This window comes from Streptococcus sp. oral taxon 431 (assembly GCF_023115445.1).
GTDB lineage: Bacteria > Bacillota > Bacilli > Lactobacillales > Streptococcaceae > Streptococcus.
The window spans coordinates 38,828-64,404 of the sequence record NZ_JALDUI010000009.1 but is presented as its reverse complement, the minus strand read 5'-3'; the positions used below and the strand labels follow the sequence as shown (position 1 = coordinate 64,404).

The following is a 25,577-nucleotide window of genomic DNA, read 5'->3' as shown; positions in this document are numbered from 1 at the left end:
GGGTTGGAATTTTTTTCCAACCTAATTGACACTATTTATTAAATGTTATTAAACGTTAAAGCGGAATTCCATGATATCGCCATCTTGCACGACATATTCTTTTCCTTCTTCACGCAAGCGTCCAGCTTCTTTTACAGCCTTTTCAGAACCGTATTTCACTAGATCCTCATATGACATGGTAACTGCACGAATAAAGCCTTTTTCAAAGTCTGAGTGGATAATACCAGCTGCTTGAGGAGCCTTCATACCACGTTTAAAGGTCCAAGCGCGAACCTCTTTTTCACCAGCTGTGAAGTAAGTTCCAAGCCCAAGCAAGTGATATGCTGCACGAGTCAACTTGTCAACGCCTGATTCTGTTAACCCAAGTGCTTCAAGAAACTCTTGCTTGTCTTCATCGTCTAACTCAGAAATTTCTTCCTCAGCACGCGCAGAAATAACTACTACTTCAGCATTTTCTGTCGCTGCAAATTCGCGAATTTGTTTGACATAGTCGATAGAGTCAGGTTCTGAAACCACATCCTCATCTACATTGGCAACATAAAGAACTGGTTTAGTTGTCAAAAGGAAGAGACCTTTGACAACTTTTTGTTCTTCATCTGTAAATTCGATGGTGCGAGCTGATTTTCCATCTTCAAGAACAGGTTTAATCTTTTGGAGAACGTTAAATTCTGCAACTGATTCCTTATCTTTTTGCGTACGCGCCATTTTTTCTACACGCGCATAGCGTTTATTGACTGATTCTAAGTCAGCAAGAATCAACTCTAGGTTAATGGTATCAATATCTGCTAGCGGATCCACAAAGGCATCTTCGCGACCTTGCTCACGCATGACATTTTCATCATCAAAGGCACGAACCACATGAACAATCGCATCAACTTCACGGATGTTGGCCAAGAATTTATTCCCAAGACCTTCTCCTCTTGATGCTCCTTTTACAATCCCTGCAATATCTGTAAATTCAAAGGTTGTTGGAACTGTCTTTTTAGGAGTAATCATTTCCGTCAATTTTTGGAGGCGTTCATCTGGAACTTCTACCATTCCAACGTTTGGATCAATGGTCGCAAAAGGATAGTTTGCAGCCTCTGCTCCTGCTTTTGTAATTGCATTAAATAGGGTTGATTTACCAACGTTTGGTAAACCTACAATACCTGCTGTTAAAGCCATAGTTTCTCATTCTCCGTTCACATTTCAATCTTCAATATTATAACACAAAAAGGGAAAACTTGCTAACCCTCTTACTATGGGGTTCCTAGTCGATGATTTTGTTCATTTTTCTTTCAAAATCATAGCGACTCATCATGACCACATGATCACAATTGCTACATTTTATTTTGATATCTGCACCAACACGGGTAATTTCCCAGCGATTTGCCTTTTTGCCTGTTGACTTAATCGTACAAGCATGAGGTTTTTTCATTTCAACAAAATTTCCAACTTGATACATAGTTAGTCTCCTTTTTCTTTTTCGATTATATCATAAAAGAGGCGAGCTAGGCTCAACCTCTTTCCATTAATTTGTACGAACTGGTGTGATGAGCTGCATGAAATCTTCATCTGTATCAGCTGGAACTAGAGTAAATGGACGAACTGCTGAAATAAAGCTGATTGTAACTTTTTCGCTATTCAAAGCTTTTAGTGCTTCAATCAAATAAGTTGGGTTGAAACTAATCGTCAAATCAGCACCACTTACATTTTCAGTATCAATTTCTTCGTTTACTTTCCCTACTTCTGGAGAATGGACATGGGCACTTACAACTCCTTCTTTGATTTCTAATTTAACAGTACCATTTTGTGTCGCACTTGATAAGAGACGAGCACGTTCCATAGACTGGCGTAGTTTAGCAACATCAAAAGTCACTGTTGTATTGAAATCTGTTGGAATCAATCGATCGGTATCTGGATAATTTCCTTCTAAGAGACGTGTGTAGAAGCTAATATTTTCACTTCTAAAGAGAATTTGATTATTGGCGAAGAAAATCTCCACTGTTTCGATATCATCCGTAAAAACAGCTGAAAATTCGCGTAGCGAACGACTTGGGATGACAACATCAAAATCATCGCTATTTTTTTCAAGAGTCAACTTTTTCTGACTAAGACGGTGAGAGTCTGTCGCAACTGTTTTTAATTCTTTGTGGTTGCTTAAAACAAAGTGGACACCTGTCAAAATAGGACGGCTTTCTTGGGTACTAGCTGCAAAAGCTGTTTCATTGATAATCTTTTTAAGAAGTTTTGTTTCAAGAAGTAAAGGATTGCTTGCAGAAATTTCCTGAATACGTGGATATTGCTCACTATCTTTTCCTTTAAGAGTAATCTCTGATTTTCCACTAGTTAAGACAATTTGCTTTTGTTCAATCTCTTTAAAATCAAGTGTTACATCTGGAAGGCTTGAAACAACATTGATAAAGAAAGAAGCTTCCAGTAGAACTGAACCTAAAGAGTTAATCAAGAGACCTGCATTTTCATTTTTTTGCGAGATAAAATTTTCGATTGAGATTTGACCATTTGATCCAATCAAGGTAATTCCTTCATTGGTAACATCAATTTTTACAGTCGATAAAATAGGAATTGCATTCTTTGAGCTAATAGCTCTCTTTGTTGTATTTAAGGCTTGTAAAAATAAGTTTTTATTAATTGAAAAATGAATCATGGATTCTCCTTTATTCTTTTTATTATTAGAAGGATAATAGTAATAATAGAGCGTGTGAAATCTGTGGAAAAACACTTGTAATCAAGAAAACTCAAGGACAGAGCCTTGTTTAAAAGATGTGGATAAATAAGAGATTTTTTAAAAAGTTATCCACAAGTTATTTAATTTTCTTTTTGATGTTTTCAATTTCTATACGTAAATTATCATCTGTTTCAAGCATGGATTTGATTTTTCCATGAGCGTGAATGACCGTTGTGTGGTCTTTACCACCAAACTCTTTTCCAATCTTAGGAAGGCTATTATCAGTCATTTCTCTGGCTAGATACATGGCAACTTGACGGGCTAAAACGATATTTTGAACACGTCTAGTTCCTTTCATTTCCTTGACACTAACACCATAGAAGTTTCCAACTTCTGTCTGGATTTTATCAATTGGAATCACGATCATTTTGCTAACGTCTTGTTTACGAGCACGAATAGCTTCAGCTGCAATGTCAACTGTGATATCGTTAATTTTTTTGACTTTGGCCATTAGGCTGATATCGTTGAGTGCTCCTTCGAGTTCTCGCACGTTAGAGTCAAATTGTCCAGCCAAATATTCGAGTGTATCATTCTGAAAATGATAGTTGAGATGTTCAGTCTTACTCTGTAAAATCGCAATACGTGTTTCAAAATCAGGTGGTGTGATATCTGTCGTTAATCCCCACGAGAAGCGCGTGACCAGACGTTCAGGTAGACTCTCTAAATGTTCAGGTCTACGGTCACTCGTTAAAACAATCTGTTTATTATTATTGTGAAGGGCGTTAAATGTATTGAAAAACTCTTCCTGAGTTTGTACTTTCTTTCCACTAAGTGATTGAATATCATCAATGAGTAGGAGGTCTAAACTACGGTAAGTTTTCTTGAATTTTTCCATATCATTAAGTCTCAAATGCTCTAGAAATTCATTAATAAAACTTTCAGCAGGTATGTATTTTACACGCGCATTTGGGCTCTTTTTTAGAATTTCATTTCCAAGGGCATTTAACAGGTGAGTTTTTCCAAGTCCAGGCCCTCCGTAGATAAATAGAGGATTGTAAGTTAATCCTGGATCTTCAGAAACAGCCAAAGCAGCAGACTTAGCCCAAACATTACCATCCCCTTGAACAAAATTATCGAAAGTATACTTTTCCTTGAGTCCAGTTTCAGAATATGGAATAGTGGATTGACTTGGTTGATAATCGTTGCCAGGTTCAGACTCGAAAGCTACTTGTGAGCTCGCTTCTTCAACTTTCGTGAAGATATAATGAGCTTTTATTTCAGTATCATAGATTTCAAAACCTGCTGCTAAAAGCATCCCATTGATATTTCGTTCCCAGAATATCTGCATTTCATCGCGGGGTAAGAAAATCGTTACAGTATTTTCTTCAACTTTAACCAGTTTTGCGTCTAAAATATAGAAATCATAAACTGACTGAGTTAATTTATCATGTGCAAGTTCTAAAAGACGATTCCAAAATTGTTTTTCCTTCAATGATTTTCTCCTCCTTTACTATAGAATTTAAAAGGTTTATTGATAGAATCATTTTACCATAGATAAGATTATTTTTCCACAAGTTGTGGAAAACAATTAACAATGTTTTTAACTGTTATCCACATTTTGTGGATAACTAAGAAAATTTCTGAAATACTGGGCTTTTAAAAACTAAAATGCAGTGGATAACTATGTTCGTTAAGAATACTAAAATAACAGCCTTATTTCAGGCTGTTAATAAATTGTTGGTATTCTTCTTGGTTATGGAAGGAAATTGAGATTTTACCGCTATCTTTTTTTTGAAGGCTAATCTGAACATCTAATCCGAGTATTTTTTTCAATTTTTGCTCTTCCTCTTTGACAAAGTGGTCTTTTTCTTTTTTACTACTCTTCTTATTTTTTTGTAGTATTTGTTCAACTTGTCTAACTGAAAGATTTTCTGTTTGAATACGATGTAAGAGTGTATCTTGTCTGTCGCTTGATAATTGAATGAGGAGTCTAGCATGAGCCTGGGAAAGCTTCCCACTTTCAACTTCTGTCAGGATGTGTTTAGGTAGCCCTAACAATCGAACTAGGTTTGTAATATAAGGTCGAGATTTCCCCATTTTTTCAGCAATTTCTGTGTGGGTAAAACCTTTATCGATTAAGGACTGGTATGCTTTAGCTTCTTCGATAGGATTTAAATTTTCGCGTTGGAGATTTTCAATGATGGAATGAAGCATCATATCTTGATCAGAAAGTTGCTTAATAATTACTGGAATTTCTGAAAGTCCAGCAGCTATTGAAGCGCGATACCGTCTTTCTCCAGCTAGAATTTCATATCCAAGTACTGGAGATTTTCTAACGATAATTGGCTGAATCAAGCCGTTTTCCTTAATGGATTGTGCCAACTCTTGTATTTTTTCTTCTGAAAATTCCTTACGAGGTTGATAGGGATTTTTTTGAATATCCTTTATTTGAACAATTTTAAATTCTTCCATAATTCTACATTATCATAACTTAGATATTCTGTAAAGCAACTTTACATATCTGTAAACTATTGTTCCAAATCACTAGTACTCTTATCTAATTTAATGGTAGTTGTTTCTTCTTTACCATTACGGTAATATGTAATGGTCATGCTATCTCCGATAGAATGGCTATATAGAGCACTTTGTAATTCAGTAGTTGAAGAAATAGCTTTATCATCTACTTTTGTAATGACGTCATATTGTTGTAGATGTCCATTGGCAGGCATACTAGTTATAACAGAACGAACAACTACTCCTGCAGTGACACTTGATGGTATATTCAATCTTTGTAAATCACTGCTACTAAGATTTGAAAGGTTGACCATTTGAATGCCCAAGGCTGGTCGAGTGACTTTTCCATTCTTTTCTAATTGATTGATAATATTGATGGCATCGTTTGAAGGAATCGCAAATCCAAGTCCTTCCACAGAAGTTCCACCGTTTGTGGCTATTTTACTAGATGTAATTCCGATTACTTGTCCCTGAATATTGATTAGGGGACCGCCAGAATTTCCAGGGTTGATAGCTGTATCTGTTTGGATAGCCTTTGTAGAGATAGCTTGTCCATCTTCAGATTTTAAAGAAACATTTCTATTCAAACTAGACACGATACCCTGTGTAACGGTATTGGCGTACTCAGAACCTAGAGGGCTTCCGATTGCAATGGCAGTCTCTCCGACTGTTAGTTGATCAGAATCTCCAAATTCAGCTACGGTAGTCACCTTATCTGCAGCAATTTTTACAACTGCAATGTCAGAATAAGTATCAGAACCAACAATTTCACCTGGAACTTTAGTCCCATCTGCTAAACGAATATCAACTTTTTTAGCGCCATTAATAACGTGAGTATTGGTTACGAGGTAAGCAAAGTTACCTTCTTTTTTATAAATAACTCCAGAACCTTCACTAGATACTTGCTCAGTATTTGTATCTGTATCAGTATCTGTAGATCCAAATAAACTATTTTGGGAGTTTGCGGAGTAAGTAATGACAGATACTACAGCATCTTTAACTTTATCGACTGCCTGTGTAGTTGAGTTTTCATTTTTTACAGCTGTTTTGCTAACAGTCGTTGTAGTTGTCGTACCACTATTTTGTTTTTGACTGAGCTGCAATGTTGTAAAAGTACCTAAAACACCACTAAAAAAGCTAATGAGAATGATTAATAAAAGTTGTCCCCATTTTTTGGAACTAGTTTTTAAGTTTTTCATAGAAGCCTCCATGTTTTTTAATCAATGAAAGTATAAAATATCTAGCTTAATTCAAGCTTAAAAACAAAAAGTTTTTCACAACTTGTGGATAACTTTCAAAAACCTGTGAATTTATTGAAGTTTTTCAAAATCTTATCTGTGAATAAGATGTGAAATTGAGTGTGAATATGTTAGAATAGAAGAATGAAAATTAAAGTGGTAACAGTTGGAAAACTGAAAGAAAAATATCTCAAAGATGGCATAGCAGAATACTCCAAGAGAATTTCACGATTTGCTAATCTAGAAATGATTGAGTTGGCTGATGAAAAAACACCAGATCGGGCCAGCGAATCTGAAAATCAAAAGATTTTGGAGTTGGAAGGGAACCGCATTCTTGCTAAAGTAGGGGAACGTGATTTTGTAGTTGTTTTAGCTATTGAAGGAACAACTTTTTCTTCTGAAGAGTTCAGTAAGCAGCTTGAAAGAGCTTCTATCAATGGATTTTCGACAATCACTTTTATCATTGGGGGGAGTTTAGGAATATCTCCAGAGGTGAAAAAGAGAGCCAATCTCTCTGTTAGTTTTGGTAGATTGACGCTTCCTCATCAACTGATGAGATTAGTCTTAGTAGAACAAATCTATAGAGCATTTTCGATTCAACAAGGCTCACCTTATCACAAATAGATGATTGACTAAGCTAGCTTTTTTTGATAAGATAGATTAGTAAGGTCTCATAGCTCAGCTGGATAGAGCATTCGCCTTCTAAGCGAACGGTCGCAGGTTCGAATCCTGCTGGGATCAGTTAAATCGTAAGCTGGGAAAAAATCCCAGCTTTTTTTGTAAAAATTTGACATTTCAGAATAAAATTTGAGCATTTGAGAAATAATTCTCTATAGGTATCGTAGATTTTATATAATATTTTTGTAAGTTAATTTACAAGAAAAACATTATAGGAGTTTATATTATGAAAAAGAATACAGATTTTGCTCAAATGAAAGATTTCCAAGAATTGAATGAAAAAGAATTGCAGGAAATCAGAGGTGGGGAATGGAGACCTCCATATACAATAAATAATTTTCTTTTTCCAAAAAGAAAGTAAGTAAAAATAAAGGTGGGAAATAATGAATTTATTCGGATTAGTAATTGCTATTGTTTATGTTTTTATTATTAGTAAAATTCATGAATGGGTTTGTAAAGCAACTAGAAAAGACCAATATTTTTTTAGTCTTTATATCTTTCTAATACCATTAGTATTGGAAGTAATTCTCTATTTCTTGAAATTAGATAGTTTTAGTTTGTCTAAATTTTTATTTCCTTTCCTCCTATTTGGTTACTTTGTTGGATTTAAGAAGTATGAGAAATCTAAGGGAATTTTTATCAGTCTATTATTTTCTCTTTTATATAATAGTACTAATAACTTTTTATCAGTAACCTTATCATCTATTACAGGAGATGAGTTTGCATTGAAGTATAACAATTATTTTTCTCTATTTATCCTGATCTTAACTTATTTGGTTATTAAAGTTGTTGTGTCTTATTTCCATCTCGAATTTAAATATTTTGATAAAGACTATCTATATCCTTTTCTGAAGAAAGTGCTCTTTGCATTTGTTTTTCTACACGTTGTCTCTTTCACTTCAGATATTGTGAGTACGATTCGTCACTTAAATGGCTTTGGAAGTATTTTATCATCCATTGTTTTTGTTGGCCTACTTTTGACTTTTTTCTCCATGAATTCTCATAAAGTTCAGATAGAAAAAGAGATTGAATTGGAACAAAAGAAGTTTGAGCAAAAACATTTACAAACTTACACGGATGAAATTGTTTCCTTATATAATGAGATTCGTGGTTTTCGTCATGATTATACAGGCATGCTTATCAGCTTAAGAATGGCAATCGAAAGTAAAGATTTACAAGAAATTGACAGAGTTTACAGTGAAGTTCTTGTAAAGGCGAATCAAAAATTACGTTCAGATAAGTATACCTATTTCGATTTGAACAATATTGAGGATTCAGCTCTTCGTAGTTTGATTGCTCAATCTATTGTCAATGCGAAAACGAATGATGTAGAGTACACATTAGAGGTAAAAGATATTATCACACCTTTGTCTATGGAATTATTAGACTTGGTGCGCGTGATGAGCGTTCTGCTCAATAATGCTGTTGAAGGGGCAGTTGAAAGCTATCAAAAACAACTAGAGGTAGCTATCATCAAATTGGATCTTGAAACTCTAGTTGTTATCCAAAACTCTTGTAAAAAAAGAAAGGTAAAATCTGAAGATTTATTTGAGTTAGGATTTTCAACTAAAGGAAGACATAGAGGACTTGGGCTCAATAATGTTAAAGAAATTTTAGGAAAATATGACAATGTTATTTTAGAAACAGAAATTGATAATGATGTATTTAAACAAGTGATTAGATTTAAGAGGGAACTGATATGAAAGTATTAATTTTAGAAGATATTATAGAACACCAAGTAAGGTTGGAAACAACTCTGAATAAAATTTCTAAGGAAACAAATATTCCTATATCCTATAAAACAACAGGAAAAGTGAGAGAGTTTATGGAATATGTAGAGCATGATGAAGTTAATCAGCTTTATTTTCTAGATATTGATATCAATGGGATTGAGAGAAAAGGATTTGAGGTTGCTCAATTTATTCGTCATCGCAATCCTTATGCCATTATTGTTTTTATTACAAGTCGATCTGAATTTGCTACTTTGACTTATAAATACAAAGTTTCAGCATTGGATTTCATTGATAAAGAAACCAGTGATCAAGTTTTTAAAAATAGAGTTGCCGACTGTGTGCTTTACACTAAGACTACTTTACTTGAAAACCAATCAGTCGTTGATTATTTTGATTATAGTTATAAAGGAAATGATCTTTGTATTCCTTATCATGATATTCTCTACATTGAAACAACGGGAACTTCTCATAAATTACGAATTGTAGGTAAGAATTTTGCAAAAGAATTCTATGGAACAATGACAGATATTCAAGAAAAGGATAAGGAAACCCAACGTTTTTATCTAGCTCACAAGTCATTTTTAGTCAATATCGGTAATGTGAGAGAAATTGATCGTAAAAAAATGGAAGTTGTATTTTATGAAGATCATCGTTGTCCTATCTCTCGCCTAAAAACTAAAAAATTGAGAGAACTAATGGCTAAAAACCAAAAAAAGTAATTGACAATTTTTGATAAATTGATATAATGGTTATATCTGCTACAGGTAGAGGGTCCGTTGGTTAAGAAATCGTCTTTTCATAGCGGTAACACGGGTTTGAATTCCGTACGGACTATTTAATCCGCCATAGCTCAGTTGGTAGTAGCGCATGACTGTTAATCATGATGTCGTAGGTTCGAGTCCTACTGGCGGAGTCAGACGAAAGGAACACTATTTGGTGTTCCTTTTTTTGATTCTTTGTCCGATGTAATGAGGGGAGGCATACCTAACATACGGATAGATAATGATTCTTTGTCCGATGTAATGAGGGGAGGCATACCTAACATACGGATAGATAATGATTTGTGTCCGAAAATAAAACTAAGGAAATTATATTACCTTAGTTTAATAAGAACAACAAAATAGGCTCCATCATTCCTATGGTGGTTTTACCCACTACAGAAATTATAGAGCCTAAATATTATAGATCTTTTTTGTTAATTTGTATCTCCTAACATTTTCATTAAAAAGTTCGTGATTTCTTGTGGACTTTCTTTTTTTCCGTGGGCAATCCAGGTTTGACAGACTCCAAAGAGAGCATTTGTTAGGTAGACGCTACTGTATTCTAATTCTACTTCATTTAGTTTGAGTTGCATAAAACGTTTTTGAAGGTCTGTGCTCAGTAGGATGTGAAGCTTATTTCGCAGGAAATTTTGAATTTCCTTGGTTCCATTTTCAGATAAAAGAGCTGCTAGAAGCGGTTCTGATTCCAAGTATTCAAATACTTCTAGAATAGCATCTCGTTTGTGATTAGCATGTTTTTGAAAGATATATTCGAAGGTATGAAATAGTTTACTTTGGTAATGTTCAATCATGTCGTATTTATCTTTGTAATGAGTATAGAAACTGGAGCGGCTAATTCCAGCTTTTTGCGCTAATTTAACAGTTGTAATCTGATCGAATGGTTGTTCCATCAATAATTCTACCATAGCATTTTCGATAATGCGCTTGGTTTTTAATCGTTTATTACTTTCTTGCATGTTCCCTCCAGATGAACAATTTTAGACAATGTGTTTAAAAATAGATTTTTTTATCTTGTCTTTTTAATTTTTTTATGTATAATCTATTATATCAGAAATTTAGACAAGTAGTTTAAAAAAAGGAGACAATATGTTTAAAGAATGGAAAGCAATCTTTAAAAAACCGACATTTATTATTGTCATGATAGGAATTTCCTTAATTCCAGCTCTTTACAATATCATTTTCTTATCATCAATGTGGGATCCATACGGTAAACTTTCGGAGTTACCTGTAGCAATTGTTAATAAGGACCAAGCTGCTACTTATAATGATGAAAAACTCACTATTGGTGAAGACATGGTGTCTAATTTGAAAGATAGTGATAGTCTGGATTTTCATTTTGTAGATGAAGGTGAGGGAGAAAGAGGACTACGAGATGGGGATTATTACATGGTTGTAACATTGCCAAGTAATCTTTCTGAGAAAGCTTCTTCTATCCTTACAAATCATCCTGAACAGATGACGATTGACTATCAGACATCAAGTGGTCATAGTTTTATTGCAAGCAAGATGAGTGATTCTGCCATGACACAAATCAAACAGACTGTGGCTACTAAAGTTACTCAATCTTATACCAAAGCTTTATTTGATAAGATGGGGGATTTAAAACTTGGTTTATCTCAAGCGGCAAATGCAAGTTTACAGTTGGCTGATGGTTCGAATAAGCTTTCTGATGGGAGTCAAACCTTATCAACCAATCTTCAAACCTTAGCTCAATCGAGTCTCACATTTTCTAACGGTGCTGATCAATTATCTACAGGATTAGGAACCTATACAGCTGGTGTAAATCAGTTAAATCTTGGTCTTGGTAATTTTAATACTGGTTTAAATCAATATACCAGCGCTATTTCACAAATTGATAATGGATTAAACCAACTGAACTCAAAGACACCGGCACTGGTATCAGGATTGAATCAACTTGATGCAGGCACACAAGCCTATACAGGTGGTGTTTCTCAACTCAATTCAGGATTAAATCAATTTTCACTTGGTATTGATACTTATACAAATAGAGTTCAAAGTCTATCATCAGGTACAAATCAGATTTCTACAAAATCAGAGACTCTACGTACAGGACTAACGCAACTTAATCAAGGTATTCAAAAACTTTCTACTCAATTAGATGGGACAACCCAACAAAAAGATCAGATTAAACAATTAGCAACTAGTTTAGAGCAATTTAATCAAGATATTCAAAATATTCAAACAGCAGATAGTGGAGAGATAACACAAGTAACAAACCAGCTTTCTAGTAGTTTATCAACGATTGCAAATTCAGCACAAAGCATCGTTACTTCAAATCAATCTGAAAAAGAAACTACTTTATCAGCTATTCAATCTACGAGTGCTTATCAAAGCTTAACTCCTGAACAACAGGCAGAGATAACTTCTGTGGTTTCTAATCCATCATCTTCTGCTAGTGAGTCAGCACGAACAATTTTAAATACAGTTCAAACGTTACAATCTTCTTTAGAAAATGTAACCACTCAAACAAATAGTTTAACTCAATTAAAGAATCAGTCAAGTAAATTATTACCAACTGCTTCTTCAACATTGACAAGTTTGTCAAGTGGATTAACACAGATTCAAACAGCAATTGATGGTCAGTTATTGCCAGCTAGTCAAACTCTATCTGGTATTGCCAGCTATACAAAATCTGTAGACCAAGTAGCTTTAGGAGCAAGTCAGTTGAGTTCGAAAAATTCGAACTTGACAGGAAGTTTCAATAAGTTGCTACAAGGCTCTAGTCAGTTGACAGAAAAATCTTCTACATTGACAGGTGCTACTGCTAAGTTAGCAGCGAATGGGCCAGAATTAGCAACAGGAATTGATAAACTTGCATCAGGTGTCAACCAAGTAAACAATAAAACATCAGATTTAACTGCTGGATTTAATCAATTACAAGTGGGTTCTCAACAATTAGCTGATAAATCAGACCAGCTAGTTTCAGGAGCAAATCAACTAGCTAATGGTTCTGAAAAAATAGCTAGTGGAGCAGATAAACTTGCTCAAGGATCTGAAATTTTACAATCAGGACTCGGAAAATTAAGTGATGGTTCAAGTCAATTAAATCAAGGGTTGACAGATGCTGATAAACAATTGAATAAGGCTTCAACTGAACCAAAAAATGCAGACTTACTGGCTGATCCTTTAAGTCTTTCAAAAACTGATACGGATCAAGTTGCTGTTAATGGGATTGCCATGGCTCCGTATATGATATCAGTTGCTCTTTTTGTTGCTGCTATTTCTACTAATATGATTTTTGCTAAATTACCTTCTGGACGCCACCCAGAGAGTCGCTGGGCTTGGTTTAAGTCTCGCTTTGAAATTAACGGTATCATTGCTGGTTTGGCAGGACTATTAGTTTATGGTGGGGTACATTTAATCGGACTGACTGCAGTTCACGAATTCAAAACCTTAGCTTTGATTATTTTAACTAGTCTTGCTTTCATGGCGATGGTAACAGCATTGACAACCTGGAATTCTCGCCTAGGCGCCTTCTTCTCCTTAATTTTATTACTCCTTCAATTAGCATCAAGTGCAGGAACTTATCCTTTAGCTTTGACGAATCAATTCTTTAAAACTATTAATCCATGGTTACCTATGAGTTATTCAGTTTCAGGTCTTCGACAAACCATTTCTATGACAGGTAATATTCATAGTCAGATTATTTTTCTTATCTTTACAATAATGATTTTTGTTGCTTTAGGAATGCTAGCCTATCAACCTAAAAAAGCTGAAGAAGACTAAAAACAATCGACCAATTCGGTCGATTGTTTTTTTATCTAGAATATTTTTTTCTTTGAATATCATAAAAAATAAAGACAATAATGGCTATAAGAGAACAACTTGCACCAGCAACAAATCCTTTTGGAATAAAGGAAAGGGTAATAGTTCCTTCACCTTCAGGAACATCAATTTTCATAAATCCAGTTTGTGCCTGTTGAATTTGTAATTTTTTACCATTTTGATAAGCAGACCATCCTTGATCGTATGGAATTGTGAAAAAGATCGATGTCTCATTCTTTACCTTATAATTTACAGTGACCTTATTTTTATAAGAGCTCACTTCTACTGGATTTTCTTTTATTTTGCGTATAGCCTCCGTATATTTCTTAGTATCTAAGCGATAGAAAGTTGGAGATTCAAATGATACTTGAGCATTTCCTGGGAACTTAATCTGGATATCAAAAGTTTGTTTATGTTCTGAATATCCAAGATTAAAAAATGTAAAAACATTATCTGTGGTAAAGGATTTTTTTTCACCATTGACAATGATGTCAATTTGCTTTTTCTTATCATTTGAAAAATTTAGCTTGGTCATGGAAAGGTAAACCTGACTATTATCAGGTACTTCAATACTGTAGCTGATAGTTGCATCTTCAGTATCAGTTCCGTTTAGATTGACCACTTTGTCACCAGAGTCTGTATGATGATTTATCGGATAAAAGTACTCTTCATTTAAGCCAGCAATTTGATTTAAAAATTGAGTTTGGTTATCAAGAGTATGGTCATTAAAAGTGACATCTTTGTAAAGAGACTGTGTAGCAAAAGCAATTGGGAGAGCGAATTGATTTTTATAAAGGGTTAGATTATCTTTTTGATAGCTTGGATAAAAACCATATTTATCTGGATAGGTTTCAGAAATATTGTAGCTGATTCCAAATAAACTATCTGCAATGATAGTATTATTTGCATAACGAAGATTAAGGTTGGTACCTGAAGATTTAAAACCCAACTTATCTAACGTTGTACTTGCAGAACGATTACGAACAGATGAAAATTGTGAGATGCCATTGTAGTTAAATTTCATGCTATCGTTTCCAGTTTGAGTTTGTAACTTTTCAGTTCGTGTAAATGTATCTGGTTGCTGTTTGATATACTCCAAAATAGCTTCCATACTTGGAATATCTTTATCATAGGTACTACGAGAAGCAAATCCCCATTCTTTCGTAATTCCATTTAGTTGAGATGAAGCATTAAAACTAATTTCACTTATTGTAAAGATCAAAATAAGAATTGAAAAGATTTTTAGAGAAATCATTTTTCGGATAAGTGCTAATAACAATAGTAAGTATACCACTAAGAACTCAATCGTTAAGAGTATATTTAATTTAGTTAGAAATGAATAATGATTTTTAAAATAAATGGTTGCCAGATAGCCAAATAAAAGGAAGGTCATTGAGAATAAAATATTCCATAACTTAATATCCTTAAATCTATTTAAAACTTCTGCTGAAATATAAATCAAGAGAGTAGAGAAAATCCACGCATAGCGATGAAGAAACATATTTGGAGCGTGCATTCCTTGCCAAAATAGATCTAAGGCTTCTAGATAAAAACTAGCAATGATGATAATGAGTAGAGTTGCATAGCATAGTTTCACGTGAAACTTAATTGATTTTAATGTAAAGAATACAATTGTTAATATAAAAGGAAGGAGGCCAACAAAAATCATTGGGATGGAACCATATTTAGTTGTATCGAAAGCACCAATGAATTGTTTAGCAAACAGATCTAGATACCAACTGGCATCTGTTTTTATTTTTGTAATAGCGGTTAGTTTTTCACCATGAGTTCTTAAATCAAACAAGGTTGGGAGTGTCATGATGAAACTTGTTAAACCAGCGAGTAAGGATGTTAGGAAAAAATCAAGGAAAGAATACTTGCGACTTTTAAAATCCCAGGAAAGTTGGCAAAAATACCAAACTACCAAAAACAGGGCAGTCATATAACCAAAATAGTAATCTTGGATAAATAATATTGACAAACTTGTAAAGTATAGAATACGTTTTTTTTCCGTTATGAGTAGATGTAAACCAGTTAAAATTAAGGGGATTAAAATAAAAACATCTAACCAGGTTTTAATCTCAAGTTGACTAACTGTAAAGCTCATTAATGCATATGAGGTAGATAAAGATAATCTGAGTGGGGCTGGTAGATTTTTGAATATTATACTCAAGCTAAAAAAGGTTGACAGACCTATCAAGCCAAATTTCAACAAGGTTGAAAGATAAACTGCATCTGGCATGCTTGATACATCAAAAAAATAAACAAGAGGAGATAGAAAACTACCAAGGTAATAACTGGACAAGGCATAAAAATTGAGACCTAGACCACTGGTAAAAGTATAAAATAGACTATCACTCCCATGTAAAATATTACGAAGATTTAGATCAAAAATAACATATTGATGAAATCCATCCCCCAATAAAGGTGAAGTATCACTATTCCAGTAGATACCTTGAGAAAGATAGACTCCGAATATAATTACTAGGGGAATGATGAAAGAAATAAGATAGGTCCAATAGTTTCTGAAAAATGTTTTCATGTTACCTCATAGAATGTTAGAAAACTCAGTTGGTTAATCCAACTGAGCTTTAAAGTATTATTTAGTCTTTCCAAAGTTCTTTGACTTTTGCTTGTACTTCAGCATTTTCTAAGAATTCATCATAGGTTTCATCGATACGGTCGATTACACCGTTTTTAGATAGGACAATAATGTGGTTAGCCAATGTTTGAATGAATTCATGGTCATGACTGGCGAAGATGATTGATTCTTTGAAGTTTTTCAATCCATCGTTCAAACTTGAAATAGATTCCAAATCTAAGTGATTAGTAGGATCGTCAAGTACTAGAACATTTGATTTCAAAAGCATGAGTTTCGATAGCATCACGCGCACCTTTTCTCCTCCTGACAAGACATTTACAGGTTTGTTAACCTCATCTCCAGAGAAGAGCATACGGCCAAGGAAACCACGCAAGAAGGTATTGTCATCTTCTTCTTTACTTGCAAATTGACGGAGCCAGTCAAGGATAGATTCACCCCCAGCAAAATCAGCTGAATTGTCTTTTGGCAAGTAAGAGCGACTAGTTGTAACTCCCCACTTGACAGTTCCCTCATAGTCAATATCACCCATAATAGCACGAATCAATGCAGTTGTTTGAATGTCGTTTTGACCGATTAGAGCTGTCTTGTCACCTGGACGCAAGATAAAGCTGATGTTGTCAAGAATAGTTTCGCCATCAATCTTGACAGATAGATTTTCTACTGTCAAGAGATCGTTTCCGATTTCACGTTCAGCTTTAAAGTTGATAAATGGATATTTACGACTAGATGGCACAATTTCTTCAAGTTCAATCTTATCAAGCATTTTCTTACGTGATGTTGCTTGTCTTGATTTAGAAGCATTAGCAGAAAAACGAGCAACGAATTCTTGGAGTTGCTTAATTTTTTCTTCTGCTTTAGCATTACGGTCTGCTAGCAATTTAGCAGCAAGCTCAGAAGATTCTTTCCAGAAGTCGTAGTTTCCGACATAGAGTTTGATTTTTCCAAAGTCAAGGTCGGCCATGTGAGTACATACTTTGTTCAAGAAGTGACGGTCATGGGATACGACAATAACAGTGTTATCAAAGTCAATCAAGAAATCTTCTAACCAAGTAATAGATTGGATATCAAGACCGTTGGTCGGCTCGTCTAGAAGAAGGACATCTGGTTTACCAAATAGAGCTTTAGCAAGGAGCACCTTCACTTTGTCACCATTTGCAAGTTCACTCATATTTTGGTAATGAAGATCTTCAGGGATATTCAAGTTTTGCAAGAGTTGTGAAGCTTCACTCTCAGCTTCCCAACCACCTAGTTCAGCAAATTCTCCTTCAAGCTCAGCTGCACGAACTCCATCTTCATCAGTAAAGTCTGCTTTCATATAGATAGCATCTTTTTCTTTCATGATGTTGTATAGTTTTTCATTACCCATGATAACAACATCAATAACACGTTCATCCTCATAGTCAAAGTGATTTTGACGAAGCACAGAAAGACGTTCATCAGGTCCAAGAGAAACATGACCAGTTGTAGGTTCAATATCCCCAGCTAAGATTTTTAAAAATGTTGATTTACCTGCACCGTTAGCACCAATTAAACCATATGTGTTTCCTTCTGTAAATTTGATGTTGACCTCATCAAAAAGTTTGCGATCACTAAAACGTAGTGAAACATCAGATACTGTTAGCAATTTTTTTCTCCTATTATATGTAATACTCTAATTCTACTAGAAAATCAGCAAATATTCAAATTTTTATCTGTCAATTATTTGTAAAGGATATTTACAGATGGTTTACAGTTAAGGAGTTGAAATCGTAATTATTTGATAAAAAAAATTACCTGTCTTTTTATCAAAAAAATGCTATAATTGAAAGGACTATATCAAAGGAGAATAAGATGAATAAACCCATTATTTTAACAGGAGATCGTCCAACGGGGAAATTACATATTGGGCACTACGTTGGTAGCTTAAAAAATCGTGTCTTATTACAGCAAGAAGATAAATATGACATGTTTGTTTTTTTGGCTGACCAGCAAGCTTTAACTGACCATGCAAAAGATCCACAAACAATTGTAGAGTCTATTGGGAATGTTGCTTTGGACTATCTTGCAGTGGGATTGGATCCTAACAAATCAACGATTTTCATTCAAAGCCAGATTCCAGAATTGGCAGAGCTTTCTATGTATTACATGAATCTAGTGTCTTTGGCTCGTCTGGAGCGTAATCCTACTGTAAAGACAGAAATTGCTCAGAAAGGATTTGGAGAAAGTATTCCAACTGGATTTTTAGTTTATCCAATTGCTCAAGCAGCAGATATCACAGCTTTTAAGGCTAACTATGTTCCTGTAGGTACAGACCAAAAACCGATGATTGAACAAACGCGTGAGATTGTGCGTTCATTCAACCATGCCTATAATTGTGATGTTTTAGTAGAACCGGAAGGAATTTATCCTGAAAATGAAGGAGCAGGTCGCTTACCTGGTCTTGATGGAAATGCCAAAATGTCTAAATCGCTTAATAATGGTATCTACTTGTCAGATGATGCAGATACTTTGCGTAAGAAAGTAATGAGTATGTATACAGATCCAGATCACATTCGTGTTGAGGATCCAGGTAAGATTGAAGGAAATATGGTTTTCCATTACTTAGACGTATTCGGACGTCCTGAAGATGCTCAAGAAATTGCTGACATGAAAGAGCATTATCAACGTGGAGGTCTAGGTGATGTTAAGACAAAACGGTATCTACTTGAAATCCTAGACCGTGAACTTGGTCCAATCCGTGAACGTCGCCTAGAATATGCTAAAGATATGGGTGAAGTGTATAATATGTTACAAAAAGGTAGTGAAAAAGCTCGAGAAGTTGCTGGCCAAACGCTATCAGAAGTAAAATCAGCAATGGGTCTAAATTACTTTCATTAATAGATAAAATACGAACTCTAAAACTATCTCTTCTTTAAAATTAAAGGGATAGTTTTTTACATTATCTATTATCAATATAATTGACAAATTTTCATAGAATGGTATGATAGATACAATACAAAAAGCGTCAAGCTCAAAAAGAAAGAAAAGAGGAAACTTCAATGTCTAATTGGGACACTAAATTTTTGAAAAAAGGTTTTACCTTTGATGATGTATTGCTTATTCCAGCAGAGAGCCATGTGTTGCCTAATGATGCGGATTTAACAACGAAATTGGCTGATAATCTGAATTTAAATATCCCAATTATTACAGCTGCGATGGATACTGTAACAGAAAGCCAAATGGCCATTGCAATCGCGCGTGCAGGTGGTCTAGGTGTTATCCATAAAAACATGTCTATTGAACAGCAGGCAGATGAAGTTCGTAAGGTAAAACGTTCTGAAAATGGTGTTATCATTGATCCATTCTTCTTGACTCCAGAGCATACAATTGCAGAGGCAGATGAACTCATGGGACGTTACCGTATCAGTGGTGTTCCAGTGGTTGAAACTCTTGAAAATCGTAAATTGGTTGGTATTTTAACAAACCGAGACCTTCGTTTTATTTCAGATTACAATCAACCAATCTCAAATCATATGACCAGTGAGAATCTTGTTACTGCTCCTGTTGGAACAGATCTTGAAACAGCTGAGAGCATTCTTCAAGAACACCGTATTGAAAAACTTCCTTTGGTTGATGAAGAAGGTCGTCTTTCTGGCTTGATCACGATTAAAGATATTGAAAAAGTGATTGAGTTTCCAAATGCAGCTAAAGATGAGTTTGGTCGTCTTCTAGTTGCTGGTGCGGTAGGTGTAACTTCTGATACTTTTGAACGTGCTGAAGCCCTCTTTGAAGCAGGAGCAGATGCAATTGTCATCGATACAGCACACGGACACTCTGCAGGGGTTCTTCGTAAAATCGCTGAAATCCGTGCTCATTTCCCAGACCGTACACTGATTGCTGGAAATATCGCTACTGCTGAAGGAGCCCGTGCCCTTTATGATGCAGGAGTTGACGTTGTTAAAGTTGGTATTGGGCCAGGTTCAATCTGTACAACTCGTGTTATTGCTGGTGTAGGAGTTCCACAAGTTACAGCTATCTATGATGCAGCAGCCGTTGCACGTGAATATGGCAAAACAATCATTGCTGATGGTGGAATCAAGTATTCTGGAGATATTGTTAAAGCCCTTGCTGCTGGTGGAAATGCAGTAATGCTTGGATCAATGTTTGCAGGAACAGATGAAGCTCCAGGAGAAACTGAAATCTTCCAAGGACGTAAGTTCAAGACATACCGTGGTATGGGTTCAATCGCTGCAATGAAGAAAGGTTCAAGCGACCGTTACTTCCAAGGCTCTGTCAACGAAGCAAATAAACTCGTTCCAGAAGGAATTGAAGGACGTGTTGCATATAAAGGAGCAGCAGCTGATATCGTATTCCAAATGATTGGTGGTATCCGATCTGGTATGGGTTACTGTGGTGCAGCTAACCTTAAAGAATTGCATGACAATGCTCAATTTATCGAAATGTCAGGTGCCGGTCTAAAAGAAAGCCATCCACACGATGTGCAAATCACAAATGAAGCACCAAACTACTCAATGTAATAAAAAATCTCCTGTAAAACAGGAGATTTTTTATTGTTTACACTAATGTAAATATCAGTTTACAGATAATTGACCATTCTTTACAGTAAATATACTGAGATTATCAGGTAAGTTTTGAAGATGCTCTAAACTAGTTGTTGTAATAAAGGTTTGAATATTTTGAGATATAGTTTCTAATAATTTAAGTTGACGAGTATTGTCAAGTTCACTCATAACATCGTCAAGCAAAAGAATGGGAGATTCCTTAGTGATACTCTCCATCAGTTCTATTTCTGCAAGTTTTATAGATAAAACCAGACTACGATGTTGCCCTTGACTTCCAAAGTTTGCGTCCATTCCATTGATTAAGAAAATTATATCGTCCCGATGAGGACCAACTCCAGTATTCTTCTTAAATAAATCTCTTGCTCTACTTTTTTGAAGTGCTGCATAAAAAGATTCTGCTAGTTTTTCCTTGTCAGTGAAGTTTACAGATGGTTGATAACGAATTGATAACTCTTCTAATTGGTCCGAAATATCAAAGTGTTTTTTACGACCAAAAGATTCCATTTTTTTGATAAATTCTTCTCTATGAACCATTACTCGACAACCATAGTCTACTAGCTGGTCATCTAGAACAGATAAAAATGTTTCGTCAATCTGATTCGCTGACTTTAAGTAGGTATTTCTTTGTTTGAGCACATGATTGTAGCTTGACAAATCTGACAAGTATATGGGTTTGATTTGTCCTAGTTCCATATCTATAAACTTACGTCGGATAGCAGGTGCTCCTTTGACAAGTTGTAAATCTTCGGGTGCAAATAGAACAACATTCATGTGTCCAATATAGTCAGATAGCCGAGCTTGCTTTAAGTGATTGACTTTAGTAATCCGACCTTTTGGGGTTAAGTCAATCTCAAGTGGTACAGTAGCCGTTGTTTTTTGAAGAATTCCAAAAACTTGAAGTTGTTCTTCTTTAAATCGGATTAAATTCTTGTCTGTCTTTGTCCGATGACTTCTAGTTAAAGCTAAAAAGTAAATACTTTCCAGAAGATTAGTTTTGCCTTGAGCATTTCGACCCACAAATACATTTAATTTAGGATTAAATTCAATTTCGGTATCCTGATAGTTTCTAAATTGCTTGATGGATAAGTTTTTTAGCCACATACTTATCTACCTGGGAAACGTGGTGCAGTTTTTGTTTTAGCTTTCGGGGTCTTTTTTGTTGGCTTTTTTTTGACCGTCTTATTCATTTCTTTGACAAGTTTAGTCACACGTTCTTTCTCAAGTTTTTCTTGGAGATATTCTTCCTGTTCTTCTAAGCTCGGTTGCGTCAGAATGATTTGGATTTTCATGTCAGGAATGTCGATAGAGTCTCCGATTCTTACTTTTTTCCCACGACGATTTTCTAGTTCCCCATTAAAGTAGACATGATGCTCAGCTAAAAAGGATTTAATAGCTCCGCCACTGTGTATAATACCAAGTTCTTTCAAGAGAGCTTGGAGAGTGATAAATTCTTCAAATAATTTGTATTCCATAGTTCACCTCAATCTTTGGTATTATACCATATTTTACCTTGAAATGGCAGAGGTAAATTCGTTAGAAATGAAAGCGATTTTAATTCTAAAAGGGGTAAAGAGAACAAGAAAATTTTCTCTTTTCATGGTATAATAGAACTCTATGTAGAAGGAGGTAAGAGATGGAGTTAGTACCTGGAATTACAGTGCATTTTATCCAATCAAAAAAATTTAAAACTAATAAAATTACTGTGCGTTTTACAGCTCCATTGTCTTTGGATTCAATTTCAGGTCGTATGTTAAGTGCCAGTATGCTTGAAACTGCCAACCAAAGTTATCCAACTGCTCAACTGTTTCGAAAACGTTTAGCAACCTTGTATGGAACTGATTTGTCAGCGCACGCCTATCGAAGAGGACAAAGTCATCTTGTGGATTTGAGTATTTCCTATGTGCGTGATGAATTTTTAAGTAAGAAAAACGTATTAACTTCTCAAATTTTAGAATTACTGCATCAGGTTCTGTTTACACCATTGTCGGATGAGGATGGATTCGAGAAAAATGCTTTTGACATCGAGAAAAAACAGATCTTATCAAGGCTGGAATCAGAATTAGAAGACCCATTCTTCTTTGCACATAAAGAGTTGGATCAATTGTTTTTCCAAGAAGAATCAATGCAGCTAGTTCCAAAAGATTTGATTTCTAGAATTTCAGAAGAGACTTCAAAAACATGTTTTTCAAGCTATCAAAAAATGCTAAAAGAAGACCAAATAGATATTTTCTTCTTAGGCGATTTTAATGAAATTGAAGTTTTAGAGTTTTTACATAAATTTCCTTTAACAGGTCGTAAATCAGCTGTAAACATTCAATATCAGCAACCCTATTCTAATATTCTTAGAGAAGGTATTATTAGAAAGAGATTAGGACAGTCTGTTTTAGAGATGGGCTACCATAGTTCAGTGGCATATGGTGATGAAGAACAGATGGCAGTGCTTCTTGTAAATGGTCTTTTAGGAGCCTTTTCTCATTCGAAACTATTTACCCAAGTGCGAGAAAAAGAAGGACTGGCCTATACGGTATCAAGTCATTTGGATCTCTTTAGTGGATTTTTACGATTGTTTGCTGGAATTGATCGGCAAAATCGAAATAAAGTAAGAAAATTGATGAATCATCAGTTACTTGACATAAAAAATGGCAAGTTTACAGATAAGGAAATTGATCAGACCAAACAAATGATTCGTCGCTCTTTACTACTAGCTCAGGATAATCAAGATTCTATCGTCGATAAATATTATTTGTCAACTTTTTTTGGGAAGGCGAATCTTGATACAAAAACTTTAATCGATAAGCTTGAACAAGTTGATAGAGAAGCAATTTGTGAAGCAGCAAACAGTTTTAAGTTGCAGGCTATTTATTTTATGGAAGGAGCAGAATGACCAGACCTACTTTTCAAAAGAAATATTATCCTGCTGTAAAAGAAACTTTGTATCAAACTAGCTTAGAAAATGGTTTGACAGTTACTTTACTACCTAAAAAGGACTTTAACGAGGTTTATGGTGTTGTAAGTGTCCAAGTTGGTTCTGTTGACACAAGGTTTACAGTGGATGATAAGGACTTACAACAATATCCACAAGGAATCGCTCATTTCTTAGAACATAAGCTTTTTGAAAGAGAAGATTCTGGAGATGTTATGGCAGCTTTTACAGAGTTGGGTGCTGAAAGTAATGCCTTTACGAGCTTTACGAAAACTAGCTATCTTTTCTCGACTTCTGAAAATGTTCTAGAGTGTTTAGATTTGCTAGAAGAACTTGTCACTACTTTCAATATGACTGAAGAATCTGTGGAGCGCGAAAAGGATATCATTCAACAGGAAAGAGAGATGTATCAGGATGATCCAGATTCTTGTCTATTTTTCAAGACTTTGGCAAATCTCTATCCAGAAAGTCCTTTAGCTTCAGATATTGTTGGTAGTGAAAACTCTATTGATGCTATTTGTTTGGAGGATTTAGAAGAGAACTTTAAAGAGTTTTACAGACCTGTCAATAGTAATATCTTTTTAGTGGGGAATTTTGATTTTGAACTCCTTGAAGATTATTTTGCTAAGAAATCTCATCCTCAAGAAAAAAAACATGAGTTTAAGAGAGAAAAAATACCTTTACATCCTGTAAAGACTACTGAAAGTTTACGGATGGACGTGGCTTCTCCAAAATTAGCGATCGGTATTAGAGGAAATGAAGATATCGGAAATCGAGATCAGTATCGTTATCATCTTTTATTGAAATTGTTGTTTACAATGATGTTTGGTTGGACTTCACAAAGATTTCAAAAATTATATGAGACAGGTAAACTGGATGCTTCCCTGTCTCTAGAAATAGAAGTAGATCCTCGTTTCCATTTTGTGATATTAACAATGGATACAAAGGAACCTGTGGCACTTTCTCATCAATTTCGTAAAGCTATTCGCAATTTTGTTAAAGATGAGGATATAACTGAGGATCACTTGGATATTGTAAAAACTGAGATGTATGGAGAATTTCTTCATAGTATGGATTCTCTTGAATACATTGCTACTCAGTATCATCCAACCGATACAGGTTCTACCCTGTTTGACCTTCCTAAACTTTTGCAGGAAATTACTTTAGAAGATATTCTAGAGGCTGGACATGATTTGATAGATAATAGCGATATGGTTGATTGTACAATTTTCCCGATATAATCGCTAGAAAATACACTAGAAAGAAGGAATGTTAAGTATGAGAAAAAAAACAATTGGTGAGGTCTTACGTCTTGCAAGAATTAACCAAGGACTGAGCTTAGAGGAATTGCACAGAAAGACAGATATTCAGCTGGATTTGTTAGAGGCAATGGAGTCAGATGATTTTGACAAACTACCGAGTACTTTTTATGCTCGCTCTTTTTTGAGAAAATATGCTTGGGCGGTTGAATTAGATGAACATATTGTTCTAGATGCCTATGATTCAGGTAGTATGATTATTTATGAAGAGGTAGATGTTGATGAGATTGAGCTTTCAGGACGTAGACGGTCTAATCGAAAGAAAAATTCGTTTCTCCCGCTATTTTACTTTGTTCTTTTTTCTCTATCAATTTTAATTTTTGTAACCTACTATGTGTGGAATTATATTCAAACCCAACCAACTGCGTCTTCTGCAGCAACTTATAGTGTTGTGAGTTCAACAAGTAGCTCTAGTAGTGTAGAATCAAGTAGTAGTCAAGCTACTAGTTCATCAAGTTCGAGTGAGGCAACTACTTTGACTGTTTCAGGTCAGGGAGATGCTTTATCAGTGGAATATAAGACATCTAAAGATTCTGCGGAGCTTCAATTATCTGTAACAGATGCAACAAGCTGGATTAGTGTTTCGGATACTGATTTAGCAGGAGGAGTGACTCTTGAACCTAATAATAAAATAGCCAAAACAACCATCTCTAAAGGATCTCCAGTAACCATAACATTGGGTGTTGTTAAAGGAGTATCGGTGAAAATTGATAATAAGGAAATTGACACTTCAAAATTAACTGGTCAAACTGGTTGGATTACTCTAACATTAAGTTCAAACTAAGGAAGGATA

21 protein-coding genes and 2 tRNA genes are annotated in these 25,577 nt (G+C 34.9%); 12 read left to right on the top strand and 11 right to left on the bottom strand.

Features of this window, described 5'->3' with window-relative positions; genetic code table 11:
* Positions 1–48: 48 nt before the first annotated feature.
* The 6 genes from ychF to M1R56_RS06270 form a co-directional block, all read right to left on the bottom strand.
* Positions 49–1,164 (bottom strand): redox-regulated ATPase YchF, encoded by a 1,116-nt coding sequence (gene ychF / locus M1R56_RS06295; RefSeq protein ID WP_153224627.1) that lies wholly within the window; start codon positions 1,162–1,164, stop codon positions 49–51.
* A gap of 85 nt (positions 1,165–1,249) precedes the next feature.
* Complete coding sequence (locus M1R56_RS06290; RefSeq protein ID WP_000285188.1) at positions 1,250–1,444, bottom strand: DUF951 family protein; 195 nt, start codon at positions 1,442–1,444, stop codon at positions 1,250–1,252.
* A gap of 66 nt (positions 1,445–1,510) precedes the next feature.
* Positions 1,511–2,647: a DNA polymerase III subunit beta gene (gene dnaN / locus M1R56_RS06285; protein ID WP_248035104.1), complete on the bottom strand. Its 1,137-nt coding sequence runs from the start codon at positions 2,645–2,647 to the stop codon at positions 1,511–1,513.
* A 157-nt stretch (positions 2,648–2,804) separates the two neighbouring features.
* The gene (gene dnaA / locus M1R56_RS06280; protein ID WP_153224630.1) at positions 2,805–4,160 is read right to left on the bottom strand and encodes a chromosomal replication initiator protein DnaA; all 1,356 of its coding nucleotides are present in this window, start codon (positions 4,158–4,160) and stop codon (positions 2,805–2,807) included.
* Between the two features lie 221 nt (positions 4,161–4,381).
* Entirely contained in the window at positions 4,382–5,140 is a 759-nt protein-coding gene (locus M1R56_RS06275) for a ParB/RepB/Spo0J family partition protein (protein WP_248035103.1), read from the bottom strand.
* 56 nt (positions 5,141–5,196) lie between these two features.
* Positions 5,197–6,381: a trypsin-like peptidase domain-containing protein gene (locus M1R56_RS06270; protein WP_248035101.1), complete on the bottom strand. Its 1,185-nt coding sequence runs from the start codon at positions 6,379–6,381 to the stop codon at positions 5,197–5,199.
* A 183-nt stretch (positions 6,382–6,564) separates the two neighbouring features.
* Here M1R56_RS06270 and rlmH point away from each other — a divergent pair, with 183 nt between their 5' ends.
* The 6 genes from rlmH (at position 6,565) to M1R56_RS06240 (ending at position 9,744) form a co-directional block, all read left to right on the top strand.
* Complete coding sequence (rlmH, locus tag M1R56_RS06265; RefSeq protein WP_248035099.1) at positions 6,565–7,044, top strand: 23S rRNA (pseudouridine(1915)-N(3))-methyltransferase RlmH; 480 nt, start codon at positions 6,565–6,567, stop codon at positions 7,042–7,044.
* Positions 7,045–7,087: 43 nt separating this feature from the next.
* Positions 7,088–7,161: transfer RNA gene (locus M1R56_RS06260), tRNA-Arg, on the top strand.
* Positions 7,162–7,324: 163 nt separating this feature from the next.
* The gene (gene comC / locus M1R56_RS06255; RefSeq protein WP_080936286.1) at positions 7,325–7,459 is read left to right on the top strand and encodes a competence-stimulating peptide ComC; all 135 of its coding nucleotides are present in this window, start codon (positions 7,325–7,327) and stop codon (positions 7,457–7,459) included.
* 22 nt (positions 7,460–7,481) lie between these two features.
* Entirely contained in the window at positions 7,482–8,801 is a 1,320-nt protein-coding gene (gene comD / locus M1R56_RS06250) for a GHKL domain-containing protein (protein ID WP_248035097.1), read from the top strand.
* Positions 8,798–9,550, top strand: a complete 753-nt coding sequence (gene comE, locus M1R56_RS06245) for a competence system response regulator transcription factor ComE (RefSeq protein ID WP_049530388.1) — start codon at positions 8,798–8,800, stop codon at positions 9,548–9,550. Before comD ends, comE begins: the two co-directional genes overlap by 4 nt.
* A 120-nt stretch (positions 9,551–9,670) precedes the next feature.
* Positions 9,671–9,744, top strand: a tRNA-Asn gene (locus tag M1R56_RS06240).
* A gap of 282 nt (positions 9,745–10,026) precedes the next feature.
* Here the strand turns inward: M1R56_RS06240 and M1R56_RS06235 are convergent.
* Positions 10,027–10,569: a TetR/AcrR family transcriptional regulator C-terminal domain-containing protein gene (locus M1R56_RS06235; protein ID WP_061863863.1), complete on the bottom strand. Its 543-nt coding sequence runs from the start codon at positions 10,567–10,569 to the stop codon at positions 10,027–10,029.
* Between the two features lie 130 nt (positions 10,570–10,699).
* Between M1R56_RS06235 and M1R56_RS06230 the strand changes: the two genes are divergently transcribed.
* The gene (locus M1R56_RS06230) at positions 10,700–13,360 is read left to right on the top strand and encodes a YhgE/Pip domain-containing protein (RefSeq protein WP_248035095.1); all 2,661 of its coding nucleotides are present in this window, start codon (positions 10,700–10,702) and stop codon (positions 13,358–13,360) included.
* A 31-nt stretch (positions 13,361–13,391) separates the two neighbouring features.
* Here the strand turns inward: M1R56_RS06230 and M1R56_RS06225 are convergent, their stop codons facing one another.
* Positions 13,392–15,941, bottom strand: coding sequence for a YfhO family protein (locus M1R56_RS06225; RefSeq protein WP_248035093.1), 2,550 nt, complete (start codon positions 15,939–15,941; stop codon positions 13,392–13,394).
* Positions 15,942–16,002: 61 nt separating this feature from the next.
* Complete coding sequence (locus M1R56_RS06220; RefSeq protein ID WP_045762408.1) at positions 16,003–17,625, bottom strand: ATP-binding cassette domain-containing protein; 1,623 nt, start codon at positions 17,623–17,625, stop codon at positions 16,003–16,005.
* A gap of 206 nt (positions 17,626–17,831) precedes the next feature.
* Between M1R56_RS06220 and trpS the strand changes: the two genes are divergently transcribed.
* Together trpS and guaB are read left to right on the top strand one after the other, a co-directional pair.
* On the top strand, positions 17,832–18,857 hold the full coding sequence (gene trpS, locus M1R56_RS06215; RefSeq protein ID WP_248035091.1) for a tryptophan--tRNA ligase: 1,026 nt from the start codon (positions 17,832–17,834) through the stop codon (positions 18,855–18,857).
* A 161-nt stretch (positions 18,858–19,018) separates the two neighbouring features.
* The gene (gene guaB, locus M1R56_RS06210; protein ID WP_248035089.1) at positions 19,019–20,497 is read left to right on the top strand and encodes an IMP dehydrogenase; all 1,479 of its coding nucleotides are present in this window, start codon (positions 19,019–19,021) and stop codon (positions 20,495–20,497) included.
* Positions 20,498–20,551: 54 nt separating this feature from the next.
* Here guaB and recF read toward each other — a convergent pair whose 3' ends face one another.
* Both recF and yaaA read right to left on the bottom strand, forming a co-directional pair.
* Positions 20,552–21,643 (bottom strand): DNA replication/repair protein RecF, encoded by a 1,092-nt coding sequence (gene recF, locus M1R56_RS06205; protein WP_248035088.1) that lies wholly within the window; start codon positions 21,641–21,643, stop codon positions 20,552–20,554.
* Between the two features lie 2 nt (positions 21,644–21,645).
* The gene (gene yaaA / locus M1R56_RS06200) at positions 21,646–22,014 is read right to left on the bottom strand and encodes a S4 domain-containing protein YaaA (RefSeq protein WP_248035086.1); all 369 of its coding nucleotides are present in this window, start codon (positions 22,012–22,014) and stop codon (positions 21,646–21,648) included.
* A gap of 161 nt (positions 22,015–22,175) precedes the next feature.
* Between yaaA and M1R56_RS06195 the strand changes: the two genes are divergently transcribed.
* Genes M1R56_RS06195 through rodZ form a run of 3 tightly spaced genes read left to right on the top strand, consistent with a single transcriptional unit; the run spans position 22,176 to position 25,568 of the window.
* A complete protein-coding gene (locus M1R56_RS06195) occupies positions 22,176–23,426 on the top strand; it encodes a pitrilysin family protein (protein ID WP_248035084.1) in 1,251 nt (416 codons plus the stop codon).
* Positions 23,423–24,706, top strand: coding sequence for a pitrilysin family protein (locus tag M1R56_RS06190; protein ID WP_248035082.1), 1,284 nt, complete (start codon positions 23,423–23,425; stop codon positions 24,704–24,706). The genes M1R56_RS06195 and M1R56_RS06190 overlap by 4 nt, the downstream gene beginning before the upstream one ends.
* Positions 24,707–24,743: 37 nt before the next feature.
* Positions 24,744–25,568 (top strand): cytoskeleton protein RodZ, encoded by an 825-nt coding sequence (gene rodZ / locus M1R56_RS06185; RefSeq protein ID WP_248035080.1) that lies wholly within the window; start codon positions 24,744–24,746, stop codon positions 25,566–25,568.
* Positions 25,569–25,577 lie beyond the last annotated feature (9 nt).